12 protein-coding genes are annotated in these 14,087 nt (G+C 70.7%); 5 read left to right on the forward strand and 7 right to left on the reverse strand.

The genetic code is table 11. From position 1 onward, the window contains the following. The first annotated feature begins 30 nt into the window (after positions 1 to 30). Together ABT288_RS21860 and ABT288_RS21865 are read left to right on the forward strand one after the other, a co-directional pair. Entirely contained in the window at positions 31 to 1,074 is a 1,044-nt protein-coding gene (locus tag ABT288_RS21860) for an SLAC1 family transporter (protein ID WP_351610240.1), read from the forward strand. Between the two features lie 168 nt (positions 1,075 to 1,242). Beyond that, positions 1,243 to 1,914, forward strand: a complete 672-nt coding sequence (locus ABT288_RS21865) for an enoyl-CoA hydratase-related protein (RefSeq protein WP_351610243.1) — start codon at positions 1,243 to 1,245, stop codon at positions 1,912 to 1,914. Positions 1,915 to 2,234: 320 nt separating this feature from the next. Here the strand turns inward: ABT288_RS21865 and ABT288_RS21870 are convergent, their stop codons facing one another. Next, complete coding sequence (locus tag ABT288_RS21870) at positions 2,235 to 2,723, reverse strand: transposase (protein WP_351610318.1); 489 nt, start codon at positions 2,721 to 2,723, stop codon at positions 2,235 to 2,237. 301 nt (positions 2,724 to 3,024) lie between these two features. Here ABT288_RS21870 and ABT288_RS21875 point away from each other — a divergent pair, with 301 nt between their 5' ends. Further along, positions 3,025 to 3,657, forward strand: coding sequence for a DUF6262 family protein (locus ABT288_RS21875; RefSeq protein WP_351610246.1), 633 nt, complete (start codon positions 3,025 to 3,027; stop codon positions 3,655 to 3,657). Between the two features lie 47 nt (positions 3,658 to 3,704). Further along, the gene (locus ABT288_RS21880; protein WP_351610248.1) at positions 3,705 to 4,262 is read left to right on the forward strand and encodes a DUF3291 domain-containing protein; all 558 of its coding nucleotides are present in this window, start codon (positions 3,705 to 3,707) and stop codon (positions 4,260 to 4,262) included. A 120-nt stretch (positions 4,263 to 4,382) separates the two neighbouring features. Here ABT288_RS21880 and ABT288_RS21885 read toward each other — a convergent pair whose 3' ends face one another. Both ABT288_RS21885 and ABT288_RS21890 read right to left on the reverse strand, forming a co-directional pair. Then, positions 4,383 to 5,255, reverse strand: coding sequence for an acyl-CoA thioesterase (locus tag ABT288_RS21885; protein ID WP_351610251.1), 873 nt, complete (start codon positions 5,253 to 5,255; stop codon positions 4,383 to 4,385). Between the two features lie 40 nt (positions 5,256 to 5,295). Further along, positions 5,296 to 7,809, reverse strand: coding sequence for a DEAD/DEAH box helicase (locus ABT288_RS21890; RefSeq protein WP_351610254.1), 2,514 nt, complete (start codon positions 7,807 to 7,809; stop codon positions 5,296 to 5,298). 145 nt (positions 7,810 to 7,954) lie between these two features. Between ABT288_RS21890 and ABT288_RS21895 the strand changes: the two genes are divergently transcribed. Further along, a complete protein-coding gene (locus ABT288_RS21895; RefSeq protein ID WP_351610257.1) occupies positions 7,955 to 8,749 on the forward strand; it encodes a metal-dependent hydrolase in 795 nt (264 codons plus the stop codon). A 103-nt stretch (positions 8,750 to 8,852) separates the two neighbouring features. Here ABT288_RS21895 and ABT288_RS21900 read toward each other — a convergent pair whose 3' ends face one another. The 4 genes from ABT288_RS21900 to ABT288_RS21915 form a co-directional block, all read right to left on the reverse strand. Further along, positions 8,853 to 9,116 carry a type B 50S ribosomal protein L31 gene (locus tag ABT288_RS21900; protein ID WP_351610260.1) on the reverse strand — a complete coding sequence of 88 codons (264 nt, stop codon included), beginning with the start codon at positions 9,114 to 9,116 and terminating at the stop codon, positions 8,853 to 8,855. Between the two features lie 60 nt (positions 9,117 to 9,176). Continuing rightward, positions 9,177 to 9,644 carry a DUF5709 domain-containing protein gene (locus tag ABT288_RS21905; protein ID WP_351610262.1) on the reverse strand — a complete coding sequence of 156 codons (468 nt, stop codon included), beginning with the start codon at positions 9,642 to 9,644 and terminating at the stop codon, positions 9,177 to 9,179. A gap of 718 nt (positions 9,645 to 10,362) precedes the next feature. After that, positions 10,363 to 12,144, reverse strand: coding sequence for an ABC transporter ATP-binding protein (locus ABT288_RS21910; protein WP_351610264.1), 1,782 nt, complete (start codon positions 12,142 to 12,144; stop codon positions 10,363 to 10,365). Then, entirely contained in the window at positions 12,141 to 13,946 is a 1,806-nt protein-coding gene (locus tag ABT288_RS21915) for an ABC transporter ATP-binding protein (protein ID WP_351610266.1), read from the reverse strand. Before ABT288_RS21915 ends, ABT288_RS21910 begins: the two co-directional genes overlap by 4 nt. Positions 13,947 to 14,087: the final 141 nt, after the last annotated feature.

Below are 14,087 nucleotides of genomic sequence, written 5' to 3' on the forward strand. Positions count from 1 at the left end.
CCCCTGGCAATCCCCTTGAGGTTTCCCCACATGACCGACATGGTCGACACGACAGAGCACACCAGCACGGCCCCGCGCGGCAGCGGGCCTGCGCGTTCAGCCGCCGGCATCGTCCCCCAAGTCAACGGTGCCGATGCAACCCGCGCTGCACGGATCAGGCTGCTGTCCATCTCCCTCGGCACCGCCGGCCTCGGCGGAGCCTGGCAGGCGGCGGTAACCACCTTTCCGCCCGCTCTGCAGGTCAGCGACGCGCTGTTCACCGTCAGCGGTCTCATCTGGTTGGTGTTGCTGGCCCAGTACCTGCGCCATGGCGGGACCAGGTGGCGCAACCTGCGCCACGACCTGCGTCATCCCGGCGATGGCTTCACCCTCGGGTACGTCCCCATCATCGGCATGCTGATCACAGGCCACTTCTCGCGGTACGGGATCACAGGCCCACGATGGGCCTACGCCGTGTTCGTCACCCTGGCCGCCCTCATCGCCGCACGCCTGCTCGCCCACTGGCTCACGGGTGCTCTGAGCGCAACAGTCCTGCACCCGGGCTACCTGCTGCCCGTCTCCTCCGCACCGTTCGTGGCGAGTGCTGTCGCCTCCACGCTCAGACTGCCCGATGTCGCTGACGCCGCCTTCGCGGTGGGGCTGTTGTACTGGCTCGCCTTCGGCACCGTCATCCTCGGCGGCCTCGTCACCGGTGGCCCCCTGCCCGGGCCCGCCCGCCCGGCCCTCACCGTCCTGACCATCCCGCCGGCGACCGGCGGAATCGCCTGGACCGCCGCTCACAAGGGCGTCTTCGATGCCGTCGGATACGGCTTCGCCGGGACCCTGCTCTTCACCGTCCTCCTCGTCGTCTTCCTCCTCCCCGAGCTGCGCCAGCCCTCGTTCCATCCGGGCCTGTGGATCTTCAGCTTCCCCATAGCGGCAAGCACCAATTTCGCCATCCGCTGGATCCACGCGTCCGAACTTCCCGGTGGGCCGGCCCTCACCGGCATCCTCCTTGCCGGTGCGACCTCGGCGCTGGGCCTGCTGGCCGCGGCGACCCTGCTCCACCGCGCCCGGCGAGCGCTTCCCAGCTGACTTCCGCTCCGGCCGCGGAGAGATGCCCGCCGGAGGCATCACCTCGTCCTCGTGTGCTGACCAGCCCCGGTTCACCGGAGGGTGAGAGCCCGCAGCCCCGTTCGCGGGCCGACCCCGATTCCCCCCGGCAATGTGCCCTGACCCGCCGAGATATCTCGAGGAGCCATCATGCCCAAGCTCGACCGCCACGACGCCGTCTTCGTTCTCGACCTCGGTGACGGGGAGAACCGCTTCCACCCCGACTGGATCGCCTCGGTCAACGCAGCCCTGGACGAGGTGGAGAAGTCGGAAGGGCCCCGCGCCCTGGTGACCGCTGCGACCGGGAAGTTCTACTCCAACGGTCTCGATCTCGAATGGCTCGCCGCGCACAGCGACGAGCACCTGGACTACGTCAGCTCCGTCCACGCTCTGTTCGCAAGGTTCCTGTCCCTCCCACTGATCACCGTAGCCGCGCTGCAAGGACACACGTTCGCCGCCGGAGCGATGTTCTCCCTGGCCCACGACTTCCGTCTCATGCGCGCCGACCGCGGCTTCTGGTGCCTGCCCGAGGCAGAGATCAACATCCCCTTCACCCCGGGCATGTCCGCCCTCATCCAGTCCCGGCTGACCCCGCAAACGGCCCACCAGGCCATGGTCTCCGCCCGTCGTTTCGGCGGCCAGGAAGCCGCAGCCGCCGGAATCGTCGATCAGGCCGTGGACGAGGGCGCCCTGCGCACTGCCGCCCTCGAACTTGCCCAGGCTCACGCGAGCAAGGCCGGCGACAGCCTCGGAACCATCAAGACGCGCATGTACGCCCCTGCCCTCACCAAGCTCCGCGACACGACCAACCCGCTGGGCTGACGCCCTACCGGATCGTCGGCCCGGGCGGGGCACGAAGACTGCCAACTGACCTCCCGGCGGGTGATCGCCACCGTGCGGATGCGCCGCGGCAAGGCAACCAACTCCCGCGGCGCCCCGGATTTCGTCAGCGCGGCACCGGCCACCGCCCTGGCACCCGCTTCTCCCTCACCACCGGCATGAACCTCTCCGACCGGGCCACGGCCCGCCTCGCGGATCAAAAGTCACGCCTGCATACCTCTCACAGCGTGTGCGGTCACGTCATCGACGAGGTTCCTGCCATCGATTGTCGGCGACGGCTGAATTGTGGTTCTGGATCACTTTCAGTGCCAGAGCCACGGCGGATCACCGAAACCGCGATCATGAACGGCCTTGCGCGGCGAGGAGCTCTTGTTGTTGTGGCCTTCGACGGCGCCGGAGCTGTAGCGCAGGCTGAGACCGGCGACGACGCCGTCGAGGTCCTGGCCGAGGCCGGTCACGAAGGTGCGCAGGGCAGGCAGGTCGTCTGCCTGGACGCTGGTGATCCACTGGTCCAGGTCCCGGCCCTTGCGGTTGTTCATGAGCTCGGCGAACACGCGGACGTGGCCGGGGGTGCGGTCGAGTGCGAGGCAGCGGGCCAGGATCTCCTTGAGGCGCTGTGCCTGGTCGTCGGTGAGACGGTTCTTAACGACGCTCTCGCCGCCGGTGCAGCCGCGCTCGCGTACGTCCTCGAACAGGCGGCGGGCGATGACGCAGCCCTCGGCCCATCGCTGGTGGAGGTAGGGCTTGTGTGGGTCGAGGATGCTGGTGCGGCCGGCCCACCGTCCGACCAGAGTTCGTCCGCGCTCGCCGCGTGGGCGAGGCGGCGGACGGTGTGGCGAGCCAGTCCGAGCTCACGGCCGATCGCTCGCGGCCCAACTCCCTTGTCGAGGAGGGCGTGGACGGCGGCATGCTGGGCTGTCCGCGGTCCCGAGGGGGAGACCGGTTCGAGATCCAGCGTCACCATCACCCCAGTGACCTGGACCGTGGCGGAGTCGTGCGGTTCGCGAAGCAGAGCGCGACGCTGGACGACGGTCTTCTCGACGGCCTCGGCAAGGTCCGACCAGATGTGCCACCGACGAACCTCGCACCGCGGTGGCCCTGGCCGCACGCCGCCGCAAGACCGAAGCCGCCCTTGACCGCGTCCACCAGGCCATCGCCCGGCTCCGACGCGAGAAAGCCCAGGTCAGCGCCGCCGACCTCGCCCGTCGAGCGGACGTCTCACGCACCTTCCTCTACGACAACGTCGAGGCCAGAGCCGCGGTCGCCGCGGCGATGGCTCAGGCCGGCGAACACCAATCCCGCACGCTCGCCGAACAGGACGACGAACGCGAAGCGACCTGGCGCGAACGCGCCCTGAACGCCGAGGACGCCCTCAAAGCCGGCTCACCACCGACAACCGCACCCTCGACGAGCGACTCAAGGCCGCCCGCTCGAACCTGCGCTTCCAGGACCGGCGCGTCGCCGACCTCGAAGCCCGCATCGCCGAACCGGCACCGACGTCCTGATCCCTCCCGCGGCAGGCAGCACCACCGCCCCAGTTCCCGCGAGGACCTGTACAAGAGGCCACTTGGACAGGGAAATTGCAACTTCGACATGGCTCGCGGAGGCAGCTACCTTCGTCTGGTCCTCGGTGGTCGCCACGGTCGCACAGGGATTCCTTCAGGCTGGGCCGGCCGCGACGGGATGAGTCGGTCACGCCCCACGAACCCTCGCCCCCATGCGTAAGCCACCGAACCGGGTCCACGCCAGGCAGCCCAACCAGGGAGAGACGCATGCCCCATCTTGCTCTGTACACATTCGGCGTCCTGAAGTCACCTCTCGCCGATCCCGCACCTCTCACGCGCGAGTTCTACGACATGGGTGAGGCCGTCTACCGGAAGATCAGTCAGCACCCCGGATACCTCGCGCGTGCCGAAGCGGCAGGCGGTGACCGGGGCATGCTCTTCGAGGCGGACTGGGGTGCATGGGGAGAGTTCGCCGTACCGACCTGGTACGGCAAGGGCCGTACGGTGGAAACCACCGCGCTGGCCGCGACCCTCTCGCTCTGGACCGACCTGCGCCCCGCCTTCGACGCCGTCTACACCGGTCTGCACCGTGAGGCGCTGAACAGGCGTTACGACTGGTTCGAGAGGACAGGGCACCCGAATTACGTGTGCTGGTGGGTCTCCGACGGCGTGATACCCACCTGGCGGGACGGGGTTTCCAGGCTGGAGCACCTCCACGACCACGGCTCCGCGCCGCACGCCTTCACCTTCCACCACTCGTTCGCCCCGGACGGAACTCCGACCAGGATCAAAGGCATAGGGCCGAAGAGCGACCAGGTTCCCTGACGAGGAAGCCTGAACGACTCCCACAAGGATGCCTTCCGCAACCTGGTCCGCGACCGGCTCGGGGGTGTGCACAACCGCACGACGCCACGCGGGTCGGCCGACGATCGGTGAAACCGCAGGTCAGCCCAGCTTGCGGAAGAGTCCCTCCTGCACCACGGACACGATCAGCTGCCCTGAGAGGTTGTAGATGCGGCCCCGGGCCAGACCGCGGCTGCCCACCGCGATCGGCGACTCCTGGTCGTACAGGAACCACTCGTCCGCGCGGAACGGCCGGTGGAACCACATGGCGTGATCCAGCGAGGCCATGTCGAAGTTCCGCGGCCCCCACAGCGGCTCGACCGGGATGCGGACAGCGTCCAGGAGGGTCATGTCACTGGCGTAGGTCAGCGCGCACGTGTGCACCAGCGGGTCGTCGCCGAGCGGTCCGACCGCGCGCATCCACACCGCACTGCGCGGCTCGGCGCCCTTGATGTCCTCGGCGTTCCAGCGCAGGCGGTCGACATAGCGGATGTCGAAGGGCTGGCGGCGCGCCATCCGCTCCAACTGCTCCGGGAGTGCGCCCAGGTGCTTGCGGATCTCCTCGGAGACCGTCGGCAGCGATTCCGGGTCGGGCACCTCACGGGCCGGCGGCAGCTGGTGCTCGAACGGTCCTTCCTCGGGCTTGTGAAAGGAGGCGGTCAGATTGAAGATCGTGCGGCCCTGCTGCACGGCCGTGACCCGGCGCGTGGTGAACGACCGGCCGTCGCGGACCCGCTCCACCTGGTACACGATGGGCACGCCGGGGCGGCCCGGGCGCAGGAAGTACGCGTGCAGCGAGTGCACCGGGCGATCGCCGTCCGTGGTGCGGCCGGCGGCGACCAGCGCCTGGCCCGCCACCTGGCCGCCGAAGACACGCTGCAGCGACTCCTGCGGGCTGCGACCACGGAAGATGTTGACCTCGATCTGCTCCAGGTCGAGCAGGTCGACCAGTCGCTCGGCCGGGTTCGTCGTCATCGATGGGATTCTCCTGGGCTCACTACTGGTCGACAAGGGCTCACAGCTGACCGACATCGGTGACGCGCACGACCGCACGGCCCTCGGCGTCCGAGGCAGCGAGGTCGATCTCGGCGCTGATGCCCCAGTCGTGATCGCCGTTCGGGTCGTCGAAGATCTGGCGGACGCGCCAGAGGCCGTTCGCCGGCTCCTCGCTGATGACCAGCAGCTTGGGACCGCGGGCGTCGGGACCGGTACCGAGGTCGTCGTACTCGTCCCAGTACTTGTCCATCGCCTCGCCCCAGGCGTCGGCGTCCCAGCCGGACTCGGCGTCCATCTCGCCGAGCTCCTCGACCTGATCGAGGGCGGCCAGCTCCACGCGACGGAACATGGCGTTGCGGACCAGGACCCGGAAGGCGCGCGCGTTGGTGGTGATCGGCTTCACCTCGTCGGCCTTCTCCTGGGCCTCCTCGGCCGTCATCTCCTCCGGATTCGCGAGCTGCTCCCACTCGTCCAGCAGGCTGGAGTCCACCTGCCGGACCATCTCGCCGAGCCACTCGATCAGATCCTGCAGATCCTCGGACTTCAGGTCGTCCGGGATGGTGTGGTCGAGGGTCTTGTAGGCGCTGGCCAGGTAGCGCAGCACGATGCCCTCCGTGCGGGCCAGCTCGTAGAAGGACACCAACTCGGTGAAAGACAGCGCCCGTTCGTACATGTCCCGGATGACCGACTTCGGCGACAGCGGGTGGTCGCCGACCCAGGGGTGGCTCTTGCGGTAGGTGTTGTACGCGTGGAAGAGGAGCTCCTCCAGCGGCTTCGGATAGGTGATGTCCTGGAGGCGCTCCATGCGCTCCTCGTACTCGACGCCGTCCGCCTTCATCGCGGCCACGGCCTCGCCCCGCGCCTTGTTCTGCTGGGCGACGAGGATCTGCCGCGGGTCGTCCAGGGTGGACTCGACGACGGAAACCATGTCGAGGGCGTAGGACGGCGACTCGGGGTCGAGGAGTTCGAACGCGGCGAGGGCGAACGTGGACAGCGGCTGGTTGAGCGCGAAGTCCTGCTGCAGGTCGACGGTGAGCCGGACGATACGGCCCTCGGCGTCGGGCTTGTCGAGCTTCTCCACGATCCCGCCGTCGAGCAGCGACCGGTAGATCGCGATCGCCCGGCGGACGTGCCTCAGCTGCTGCCTGCGCGGCTCGTGATTGTCCTCCAGAAGGTGGCGCATCGCCTCGAACGCATTGCCCGGGCGGGCGATCACCGACAGCAGCATCGTGTGCGTCACCCGGAAACGCGAGGTCAGCGGCTCCGGTTCCGACTCGATCAGCTTCTGGAAGGTGTTCTCCGTCCAGCCGACAAAACCCTCCGGCGCCTTCTTGCGCACCACCTTGCGCCGCTTCTTCGGGTCGTCGCCCGCCTTCGCCAGCGCCTTCTCGTTCTCGATGACGTGCTCCGGCGCCTGCGCCACGACGAGGCCGGCCGTGTCGAAACCGGCCCGGCCGGCCCGGCCCGCGATCTGGTGGAACTCCCGGGCCCGCAGCGTGCGCACGCGGCTGCCGTCGTACTTCGTGAGGGCGGTGAACAGCACGGTGCGGATGGGCACGTTGACGCCCACGCCCAGCGTGTCCGTGCCGCAGATGACCTTCAGCAGACCGGCCTGGGCGAGCTTCTCCACCAGGCGCCGGTACTTGGGCAGCATGCCGGCGTGGTGCACGCCGATGCCGTGCCGGACGTAACGGGAGAGGTTGCGGCCGAACTTGGTGGTGAAGCGGAAGTTGCCGATCAGCTCGGCGATCTGGTCCTTCTCCTCGCGTGAGCACATGTTGATGCTCATCAGCGCCTGTGCCCGCTCCACGGCCTGCGCCTGCGTGAAGTGCACGATGTACACGGGGGCCTGCTTGGACTCCAGCAGGTCGGTGAGCGTCTCGGTGAGCGGCGTGAGCTGGTACTCGTAGGAGAGCGGCACCGGGCGGGTCGCCGAGCGGACCACCGACGTGGGGCGACCGGTGCGGCGGGTGAGGTCCTTCTCAAAGAAGGACACATCGCCCAAAGTGGCCGACATCAGGATGAACTGCGCCTGGGGGAGCTCGAGCAACGGGATCTGCCAGGCCCAGCCACGGTCGCCCTCGGCGTAGAAGTGGAACTCGTCCATGACGACCTGGCCGACATCCGCGTCCTTGCCGTCGCGCAGCGCGATCGACGCCAGCACCTCGGCGGTGCAGCAGATCACGGGTGCGTCGGCGTTCACGGAGGCGTCGCCGGTGAGCATGCCCACGTTCTCGGTGCCGAACAGCTTGCACAGCTCGAAGAACTTCTCGGACACCAGCGCCTTGATCGGGGCCGTGTAGAAGGTGACCTCGTCCCGGGCCAGCGCGGCGAAGTGCGCCCCCGCGGCGATCATGCTCTTGCCCGAGCCGGTGGGCGTCGAGACGATAACGTTCGCCCCGGAGACCACCTCGATCAGCGCCTCCTCCTGATGGGGGTAGAGGGTGAGGCCGCGTTCCTGCGCCCACGACTCGAAGGCTTCGTACAGGGCGTCGGGGTCGGCGGTCGGCGGCAGCTGATCGATGAGGGTCACGCACCCATCTTGCCTGGCCTTGCCCCCCAGAGGGGAATCGGCTGTGGGCAGGAAGATCATGGCCGCTACGCTGTGTCGCCGACGCAGCGTCAGCGCACCAGGTCAACTGGACAGCGGCACACGAGGAATGGGGCGGGAAGCGGCCATGATGGGACCAGCACACTCACTGTCGGGGGCCGCGGCCTGGCTCGGGGTCGGAGCCGCTGCTGCGGCGGCGGGGCATCCGATGCCCTGGCCGGTTCTCCTCGTGGGGGCTCTGATCTGTGCCGGTGCCGCGCTCGCCCCGGACCTCGACCACAAGGCCGCGACCATCTCGCGCTCCTTCGGTCCGATCTCCCACTGGATCTGCGAGATCGTGGACAAGCTGTCGTACGCCGTCTACAAGGCGACCCGGATGAAGGGCGACCCGCGCCGCAACGGCGGTCACCGCACGCTGACGCACACCTGGCTGTGGGCGGTCCTGCTCGGTGCCGGCTGCTCCGCCGCGGCGATCGCGGGCGGCCGCTGGGCCGTGCTGGCGATCCTGTTCGTGCACATGGTGCTGGCGATCGAGGGGCTGCTGTGGCGGGCGGCACGGGGCTCCAGCAGCGATGTCCTGGTCTGGCTGCTGGCGGCGACCACCGCGTGGATTCTCGCGGGCGTCCTGGACAAGCCGGGCAACGGCTCCGACTGGCTGTTCTCGGCGCCGGGGCAGCAGTACCTGTGGCTGGGCCTGCCGATCGTGCTCGGTGCGCTGGTGCACGACATCGGGGATGCCCTGACGGTGTCCGGCTGCCCGATCCTGTGGCCGATCCCCCTGGGCCGCAGGCGCTGGTACCCCGTGGGGCCGCCGAAGGCGATACGGTTCCGGGCCGGGAGCTGGGTGGAGCTGAAGGTGCTGATGCCCGTGTTCATGCTGCTCGGCGGCGTGGGTTGCGCGGCGGCCCTCAACGTCATCTGAGGCACTCCTCGCATCTGAGCTGTCCCTCGGATCTGAGCCACTCCTCGCATCCGAGGCGCCTCTCTCCAACGCCCCGGCACCTGGCCCGAGGCACCCCTCGGGATCAGGTCGTCCCGCCGGCCTCCGCCTCGCCGTACCGGCGCTCGAAGCGGGCGATACGGCCCTCGGTGTCGACCGTGCGGGCCTTGCCCGTGTAGAAGGGGTGGCTCTCGGAGGAGATCTCCACGTCGATCACCGGGTAGGTCTGGCCGTCGTCCCACTCGATGGTCTGCTCGCTCCGAGCGGTCGAGCGGGTCAGAAACGCGTAGCCGGCGGCACGGTCGCGGAACACCACAGGGTGGTAGTCGGGGTGCTTGTCCTGCTGCATGGCGGCTCCTCGGGCGGTGCGGTCGGGCAGGGCGTGGGCGGGCCTGCCGGGGCCCGCGGATCAGCCGGACAGGGAGTCCTCGTCGACGATGTGCATCGCGGCCTCCTCGGCGGACGCGGCGGCGCCGTCGATACCGACGTCGGTGGCGACGAGGGCCGCCTCCTCGTCCTCGTGCGCCCCCTCGTCCGGGGCCACCAGCCGGCCGGAGCGGAGGTTGCCGACCTCGTTGTCGAGGGGTTCCCCGTCGGTGTCGTGGTCACCGATGTCGTCGCCGTCGCGGGCGACGAGGTCGGGCTGCTCCTCGGCGAGCCGCTGGTCCAGGGTCTCGCCCGCCTGGCGTTCGGCCGCCGTCACCCCGATGTGCTCCACCGCCCAGGGACGCTCGGGAGGGGACCAGCCACGGTCGAGCGGGTCCGCGACGCCGTCGAAGTCCAGTGTGTCCTCGACGTCGAGCACCCCCGAATCCTCCCGGATCTCCGAGGGATCGGGCTGGTAGACGTCGTCCCCCCAGCCGTCGGCGCTGTCCACGAGTACCTCCAGGTGGTGAGGACGGCCGTGTGCCACCACAACGGACGGCGAGCCGCCGGCACGTGTGGCACGAGGGTCACACTCCGCGAACCGGATGGTTCCGGGGCGTTCCCCGCACCGGTGCCGTTCTCCAGACTTCCACCCCTGCTCGGGACCGCGCAACGGCACGGGCACCGGTCATCGCCCGCACCCGGACACCGGCACCGGTCACAGCCCACTGGGCGCCCGCGCCCCATGACCCGACTGCCCAAAGCGTCGGCAGGCGCGACCGCGCACCCGCCCGCCGTGGACCCGCTCGGTCAGGCGTCGGCAGCCCCTCCTGGCAGCCCGCGCGCCGGGTCCCGGCGGCCCGAAGCGCCCGGGGGCAGGGGCGCGCACCTGTCCGCTGTGATCTGGCGGGGGTCGGTGTCGGTGGCGGCCCCCGCTGTGATCTGGCGGGGGTCGGTGTCGGTGGCGGCCCCCGCTGTGATCTGGCGGGGGTCGGTGTCGGTGGCGGCCCCCGCTGTGACCCGGCAGGGGCAGCGCAGCCCCGCAGGCGGCCCCCCCGGCGCGCGCCGGCCTGCGAGGGTCCGGTCCTCCCAAGAACCGACGACCGCGGCCACGGCACCCGGCGGCGCACCCCCGGGTACTGCCGGCAGCGCCGCCGCGATCGCGGGGACCGGCCTTGCCCCCCGGGCACTGCGCCGCGGTACCGGCCACCCGGGGGCTCGCCGGATGCTCACCCGTGCCAGGACCGCCACAGCGCCGCGTATGCGCCGTCCGCCGCGACCAGCTCGTCATGGCTGCCGAGCTCGCTGACGCGGCCCTCCTCCACGACGGCGATCACGTCCGCGTCATGGGCGGTGTGCAGGCGGTGGGCGATGGCGACCACGGTGCGGCCGTCCAGCACCCGGGCCAGGGAGCGCTCCAGATGCCGGGCTGCGCGCGGGTCCAGCAGCGAGGTCGCCTCGTCCAGGACCAGCGTGTGCGGATCGGCGAGCACGAGCCGGGCCAGCGCGATCTGCTGGGCCTGGGCGGGGGTCAGCGCAAGCCCGCCGGAGCCGACCTCGGTGTCCAGGCCGTCGTCCAGTGCCCGCGCCCAGCCGTCCGCGTCGACCGCCCCCAGCGCCGCCCACAGCTCGGCATCCGTGGCATCGGTGCGGGCCAGCAGGAGGTTGTCGCGCAGGGAGCCGACGAAGACGTGGTGTTCCTGGTTGACCAGGGCGACGTGCGAACGGACGCGTTCCGCCGGCATTCGGGACAGCTCGGCACCGCCCAGGGTGATCCGGCCGTCGCGGGGCGCGTAGATCCCGGCGAGCAGCCGGCCCAGGGTGGACTTGCCCGCACCCGAGGGGCCGACCAGGGCCAGCCGGGTGCCCGGGGCGACCTCTAGGGACACCTTGCGCAGCACGTCGACGCCCTCGCGGTAGCCGAAGCGGACCCGGTCGGCCAGCACGTCCCGCCCGTCCGGCGCCAGCGAGGCGTCCCCGGCGTCCGGCTCGATGTCCCGCACGCCGACCAGACGGGCCAGCGACACCTGGGCGACCTGCACCTCGTCGTACCAGCGCAGGATCAGGTTCACCGGGTCGACGAGCATCTGCGCGACGAGGGCGCCCGTGGTCAGCTGCCCCACCCCGATCCAGCCGCCCAGGACGAAGGCCCCGCCGACCATCAGCACCGAGCCGAGCACGATGACGTGGACGGCGTTGATGACCGGGAAGAGCACGGACCGCAGCCACAGCGTGTACCGCTCCCAGGCGGTCCACTCCTTGATCCGCCGCTCCGACAGGGCGACGCGGCGGGCGCCGAGCCGGTGCGCCTCGATGGTGTGGCCCGCGTCCACCGTCTCGGCGAGCGCGGCGGCGACGGCCGCGTACCCGGCGGCCTCGGAGCGGTAGCCGGAGGGCGCCCGCCTGAAGTACCAGCGGCACCCGGCCACCAGCACCGGCACGGCCAGCAGCACGGCGGCCGCGAGGGGCGGCGCCGTCACGACGAGCCCACCGAGCAGAAGCAGGGCCCACACGACACCGATCGCCAGCTGCGGCACGGCCTCGCGCATCGCATTGGCCAGGCGGTCGATGTCGGTGGTGATGCGGGAGAGCAGATCGCCCGTCCCCGCCCGTTCCAGCACGCCCGGCGGCAGTCCGACCGACCGGACGAGGAAGTCCTCGCGCAGATCGGCCAGCATCCGCTCTCCGAGCATCGCGCCCCGCAGCCGCACCTGCCGGGTGAACACGGCCTGCACGGCCAGGGCGAGCACGAACAGCCCGGCGATCGGGCCGAGATGAAGCTCCCGCGACCGGTCGGACACCCGCTCGACCAGGCCACCGAGCAGGTAGGGACCCACCATGGAGGCGATCACGGCCACCGTGTTGACGCCGATGAGCAGCAGGAACGCCCGGCGATGCCGCCGGAACAGCTCCACGACATAGGCGCGCACGGTCGAGGCCGCGCCGACGGGCAGGGTGGTGGCGGTCGTCGGGGCCGCCGGGTCGTACGCCGGTGGCGCAACGCCGATCATGCGCTCTCCTCGATCTCTTCCAGATCCTGGCGCGCGCCCACCAGGGCGCCCTTGTCGGCCGTGGCCAGTTCGTCGTCCGTCTCCCGCGTGACCACGGCCCGGTATCGCGGCTCGCTGTCGAGCAGTTCGCGGTGCGCACCGACCGCCACGGTCTCGCCCTCGTGGACCAGGACGACCCGGTCCGCGCGGTCGAGCAGCAGTGGCGAGGAGGTGAACACCACGGTCGTGCGTCCCGAGCGCAGCCGGCGCAGACCGTCCGCGATCCGTGCCTCGGTGTGCGAGTCGACCGCGGAGGTCGGCTCGTCCAGCACCAGCACCTCGGGGTCGGCGATCAGCGACCGGGCGAGCGCGAGCCGCTGGCGCTGGCCGCCGGACAGGGACCGTCCGCGCTCGGTGATGCGGGCGTCCATCGGGTCGGCGGTGTCCAGGGATCCCTGGACGAGTGCGTCCAGGACGTCCTCGCACTGCGCCGCGGCCAGCGCGTCCGCGGCCCGTACGGCTCCTGAGGCGGGCACGTCGAGCAGCTCGCGCAGCGTGCCGGAGAGCAGCACCGGGTCTTTGTCCTGGACGAGGACGGCGGTGCGCGCGCTGTCCAGGGGGAGGTCGTCCAGGGCGACTCCGCCGAGCAGCACCGAGCGGCCCGGTTCGGTCGGGTGTCCGCCCAGGCGTTCCGCGAGTCTGCCCGCCGCGTCAGGATCGCCGCAGACCACGGCGGTGAGACGGCCGGCGGGAGCGAGCAGACCGGTGCCGGGGTCGTACAGGTCGCCGCCCGGCACCTCCGCCTCGAGGGTGCCCTCGGTGGCCGTGGAACGCTCCAGCGACAGCACGCGGGCCGCCCGCGTGGCCGAAGGGCGGGAGAAGGAGTACGCCATGGCGATCTCCTCGAAGTGCCGCAGCGGGTAGTTGAGGACCATGACCGCGCTGTAGACGGTGACGAGTTCGCCGACGGTGATGCGGCCCTGGCGGGCCAGGTGGGTGCCGTGCCAGACGACGGCGATGAGCAGCAGTCCGGGCAGCAGCACCTGGACGGCGGAGATCAGCGACCACATCCGGGCGCTGCGCACCGCGGCGTGCCGTACCTCCTGTGAGGCGCGGCGGTAGCGGTCGAGGAACAGTTCCTCGCCGCCGATGCCGCGCAGCACCCGCAGTCCGGCGACCGTGTCCGAGGCCAGTTCGGTGGCACGCCCGGCCTTCTCGCGCTGCTCGTCGGCGCGGCGCGTCGCCCGGGGCAGCAGCGGCAGCACCGCGAGCGCCACGACGGGCAGTCCGAGGGCGACGACCACGCCCAGGGCGGGCTGGTAGACGACGAGGCCGACACAGACCACCACGACCGTCAGCGCGGCCGCGGTGAACCGGGAGACCGCCTCGACGAACCAGCCGATCTTCTCGACGTCACCGGTGGAGACGGCCACCACCTCCCCGGCGGCGACCCGCCGGGTCAGGGCGGAGCCCAAGTGGGCGGCCTTGCGCGCCAGCAGTTGCTGGACGCGGGCGGCGGCGGTGATCCAGTTGGTGACGGCGGTCCGATGCAGGAAGGTGTCACCGACGGCGATGCCCGTGCCGCACAACAACATCAGAGCGCCCGTCAGGGCGAGCCGGGAGCCGGAGCCCTCGACGACCGCCTGGACGGCCAGGCCGACACAGAAGGGAAGGGCCGAGACGGAGACGAAGTGCAGCAGGCCCCAGGCGAGCGACTTCAGCTGTCCGCCCAGCTGGTTCCGCCCGAGCCACCACAGGAATCGGGGGCCCGAACGTGCGTCCGGGACGCCCGGATCGGAGTACGGAAGGTCTTGAATCTGCATGACGTCCCAGTGGCTCGTGTCAGGGGGAAGGGATGGAGAGGGGACAGGGAGAAGAGGGGGAGTGGGGAAGCGGCGAAGAGCGGTGACAAGCCGTGAAAGGTTCGCGTCGCTGAGTGGTGAATTTCAAACGGTTTTTCTGAC

Origin of the sequence: Streptomyces sp. NPDC001093 (assembly GCF_040298985.1) — a bacterium.
Classification (GTDB): Bacteria; Actinomycetota; Actinomycetes; order Streptomycetales; family Streptomycetaceae; genus Streptomyces.

What these genes read in the sequence shown, in the direction of transcription:
- ABT288_RS21860 (WP_351610240.1), top strand. Translation starts at nt 31, where the DNA reads ATGACCGACATGGTCGACACGACAGAGCACACCAGCACGGCCCCGCGC.
- ABT288_RS21865 (WP_351610243.1), top strand. Translation starts at nt 1,243, where the DNA reads ATGCCCAAGCTCGACCGCCACGACGCCGTCTTCGTTCTCGACCTCGGT.
- ABT288_RS21880 (WP_351610248.1), top strand. Translation starts at nt 3,705, where the DNA reads ATGCCCCATCTTGCTCTGTACACATTCGGCGTCCTGAAGTCACCTCTC.
- ABT288_RS21885 (WP_351610251.1), bottom strand. Translation starts at nt 5,255, where the DNA reads ATGACGACGAACCCGGCCGAGCGACTGGTCGACCTGCTCGACCTGGAG.
- ABT288_RS21895 (WP_351610257.1), top strand. Translation starts at nt 7,955, where the DNA reads ATGATGGGACCAGCACACTCACTGTCGGGGGCCGCGGCCTGGCTCGGG.
- ABT288_RS21900 (WP_351610260.1), bottom strand. Translation starts at nt 9,116, where the DNA reads ATGCAGCAGGACAAGCACCCCGACTACCACCCTGTGGTGTTCCGCGAC.
- ABT288_RS21910 (WP_351610264.1), bottom strand. Translation starts at nt 12,144, where the DNA reads ATGATCGGCGTTGCGCCACCGGCGTACGACCCGGCGGCCCCGACGACC.
- ABT288_RS21915 (WP_351610266.1), bottom strand. Translation starts at nt 13,946, where the DNA reads ATGCAGATTCAAGACCTTCCGTACTCCGATCCGGGCGTCCCGGACGCA.